We start from the raw sequence: 3,629 nt of genomic DNA, 5'->3' as shown, positions 1-3,629 counted from the left end.
CTTATGCCTCAAGTTCATATTCAACTTTTGATGGGGATAGTGAATTCAACAATAGTATTGGAATGGATTTAAAATATGGCATTAATGAAAGTTTTACGTTAGATGCTACATTAATTCCAGATTTTGGTCAAACTGCTTTTGACGATCAAGTATTAAATTTAGGACCTTTTGAGCAACGATACGAAGAAAAAAGAGCCTTCTTTACCGAAGGAACCGAACTCTTTGCTAAAGGTGGTTTATTTTATTCTCGTCGTGTTGGAAATGCACCTGTACTCTATGATGTAATTGAAGATCATTTAAATGAAAATGAAGAAGTTATTTCCAATCCTGATAAAGTTAATATGCTAAATGCTATTAAAATTTCTGGTAGAACAAAAAAGGGTTTAGGGATAGGAGTTTTTAACGCAATTACAGAGAAAACTTCAGCAATTATAAAAAATAATACTACAGGAGAAACGAGGAAAGAGGTTACCGAACCACTGGCAAATTATAATTTGCTTGTTTTGGACCAACAGTTTAATAAAAATTCATCGGTAAGTTTGGTAAATTCGAATGTAATGCGTGAAGGTAATTTTAGAGATGCAAATGTTACGGGATTACTTTTTGATATTTCAGACAAACAAAATAAATATAACATTCAGGGAAACTATAAACTAAGTAATGTTACTGAGTTTGGAAAAAACACCAGCGGCTATTCCACTTTTTTAGAAGTTGGAAAAAGATCGGGAAATATTCAATATGAAATAGGCCATTGGAGAGTAAATGACACTTATGATATTAAAGATTTAGGCTTTCAAAATAGAAATAACTTAGCCAATTATTTTAGTAAAATTTCTTATCAGATTTTTGAACCAACAAAAACATTAAGTGGTTTTAGAATTACATTTCAAAATGAATTCAGATATCAAAACAATCCCTACAAATATTCAGGAAATAATTTTGAAATAAATGCCCGATTTATAACTTTAAAAAGACTGGCTTATGGTGGGCAAATTGAATCAAGTATTGGAAATCAATACGATTTTTATGAACCTCGTGTAGCGGGAAGGTTTTTTAAAGAAAATGCTCGTATTTTCACAAGTGGATGGATTTCTACAGATTATAGAAAAAAATTCGCTATGGATCTTAGAGCCTTTTATTTTAAAAAGTATAACGACTCCAATAAAACCTATTCAGTAAATTTTTCTCCCCGTTTTCGTTTTTCTGATAAATTCGAAGTTGTACACGCAATAAATTTTAGAGAAGCTACGGACGAAAAAGGTTACGTAAATGAATTGGATAACGGCGCTATTATTTTTGGAAATAGAGCATCTAAAACAGTTACCAATACATTAAGTAGTAAATTAAGTTTTAGCACAAAATCTTCTTTAGCTTTATCTTTTAGGCACTATTGGTCACCAGTAACTTACGATACCACTTTTTTTGAATTAAATAGTGATGGCAATTTAAACGACAGTAGTTATTCTGATAATCATGATATAAATTATAATATTTGGAATCTAGATTTAAGCTATTCTTGGGAGTTTGCTCCTGGAAGTCAATTAGTTGCATTGTATAGAAATTCTATTTTTAATGAAGACGATTTATCGGGCTTAAGATTTAAAGAAAATTTAGACAATCTTTTTAAAGAACCTGTAACCAATAATATATCACTTAAACTTATCTACTACTTAGATTACAACAATCTTAAAACTTGGTTGTAGTTCTAAATTAATTATGTATTTTCACGCAACTATTTTACAACATGATACAAGCAAAAAATATACATAAGTTTTACGGAGATTTAGAAGTTTTAAAAGGTGTTGACCTAACCATAAAAAAAGGAGAAGTTGTTGCTATAGTTGGTCCTTCCGGAGCTGGAAAAACAACACTATTACAAATATTAGGTACTTTAGATAAAGCTTCAAACAATACAGATGCTGAACTCACTATTAACAATGTAGATTTATTACAACTAAAAGATAAATCGCTCTCTAATTTTAGAAATAAACATATTGGTTTTATATTTCAATTTCATCAATTACTTCCAGAATTTACAGCACTTGAAAATGTGTGTATTCCTGCATTTATAGCTAATAAATCTAAGAAAGAGGCCGAAGCCAAAGCTACTGAATTACTTAACTTTTTAGGATTATCAGACAGAATACAACACAAACCAAACGAATTATCTGGTGGGGAACAACAACGTGTTGCTGTAGCAAGAGCTTTAGTAAACGATCCAGATGTTATTTTTGCCGATGAACCGAGCGGAAATCTGGATTCTGCTTCTGCTAAAAATTTACACGAATTATTTTTTGAACTTCGTAAAAAATTCAATCAAACATTTGTAATTGTTACACACAATCAAGAGTTAGCTGAAATGGCAGACAGAAAACTAGAAATGAAAGACGGTAAAATTATCAACTAAAATTTATTAAATGATAGGAATTATAAGCGCAATGCAAGAAGAAATTCAGGCGTTGTTAAATGAACTTAAAAATGTAGAAACATCCGAAAAAGGGATGCGTACTTATTATACAGGAACTTTATTTAATAAAAATGTGGTGCTTGTGTTTTCACGCTGGGGAAAAGTTGCTTCTGCAGCAACAACTACACAACTTATAAACGATTTTAATGTAGATGAAATTATATTTACAGGTGTTGCTGGTGCAATTAACAAAGAGTTAAATATTGGTGATATTGTAATTGGAAAGAATTTATATCAACACGACTTAAATGCGAGTCCATTCTATAAAAAGTTTGAAATTCCTATCTTAAAAAAAGAATTTCTTGAAACAAAAAACGCTACAAAAATTATTGAAGCAACTACTAAATTTATAAATACTTACAATACGTACATAAATATTGAAGAGGCAGCTGCTTTTGAGATAACAGCTCCAAAAATTGTGTTTGGTGATATTGCTAGTGGAGATAAATTTATTAAAAGTTTAAAAAAAATTAACAAATTAAATAAAGCATTACCAACAGCAATTTGTGTTGAAATGGAAGGTGCTGCTGTTGCACAAATTTGTTACGAATACGAAATTCCGTTTTCAATAATTAGAATAATTTCAGATAAAGCAAACGACAATGCAACTATAGATTTTTCTAGATTCGCAAACTCTATTGCAAGTTATTATGCATTAGGAATTTTAAAAAACTATTTTAATAATTAGTTCTAACTTTAAGGCTTTATAACCAACAAACATGCAATTTAAAAATCCTGAAATTTTATATGTACTAATAGTTCTTATCATACCGATATTAGTACATTTATTTCAGTTGCAACGTTTTGTAAAAGTTCCATTTACCAACGTACAATTTTTAAAAAATATTGAACAACAAACACGCAAAAGTGCCCGTATAAAAAAATGGCTTATTTTATTAACTAGAATGCTCGCTTTTGCCAGTTTAATTATGGCCTTTGCACAGCCTTACTTTTCTGATTTTTCTTCTGATAAAAAATTTAATACCCGTATTTATTTAGACAATTCTTTTAGTATGCAAGCTAAAGGTGAAAATGGTGAGTTATTAAAAAGCAGTATTCAAAAAATTATTGAACAAAACAATTTTGAAGACAATTTAATGTCAATAATTACAAATGATAAAGAGTTTTTTAATTTAGATACTAAAACTTTAAAAAACGAGCT

At 29.4% G+C, this 3,629-nt stretch carries 4 protein-coding genes; all 4 read left to right on the top strand.

Annotated features, from left to right (window positions below):
* Nucleotides 1–1,703 (top strand): DUF5916 domain-containing protein (locus AB1Z17_RS07940; RefSeq protein ID WP_368051266.1); only part of this gene is annotated, 1,703 nt, incomplete at its 5' end.
* A 41-nt stretch (nt 1,704–1,744) separates the two neighbouring features.
* The gene (locus AB1Z17_RS07935; protein ID WP_368051265.1) at nt 1,745–2,407 is read left to right on the top strand and encodes an ABC transporter ATP-binding protein; all 663 of its coding nucleotides are present in this window, start codon (nt 1,745–1,747) and stop codon (nt 2,405–2,407) included.
* A gap of 10 nt (nt 2,408–2,417) precedes the next feature.
* The gene (locus AB1Z17_RS07930) at nt 2,418–3,155 is read left to right on the top strand and encodes a 5'-methylthioadenosine/adenosylhomocysteine nucleosidase (protein ID WP_368051264.1); all 738 of its coding nucleotides are present in this window, start codon (nt 2,418–2,420) and stop codon (nt 3,153–3,155) included.
* Between the two features lie 31 nt (nt 3,156–3,186).
* Nucleotides 3,187–3,629, top strand: a 443-nt coding sequence (locus tag AB1Z17_RS07925) for a BatA domain-containing protein (protein WP_368051263.1), incomplete at its 3' end; no start/stop codon positions are given.

Source organism: Lutibacter sp. (assembly GCF_040883305.1).
In the GTDB taxonomy this organism is placed as follows: Bacteria; Bacteroidota; Bacteroidia; order Flavobacteriales; family Flavobacteriaceae; genus Lutibacter.
Note: the sequence above shows the minus strand (reverse complement) of the source record. Positions and strands in the feature narration are given on the sequence as shown.

Bases quoted from the DNA above. Each gene is read 5' to 3' on its own strand.
- AB1Z17_RS07930 (WP_368051264.1), top strand. From the start codon at position 2,418: ATGATAGGAATTATAAGCGCAATGCAAGAAGAAATTCAGGCGTTGTTA.
- AB1Z17_RS07935 (WP_368051265.1), top strand. From the start codon at position 1,745: ATGATACAAGCAAAAAATATACATAAGTTTTACGGAGATTTAGAAGTT.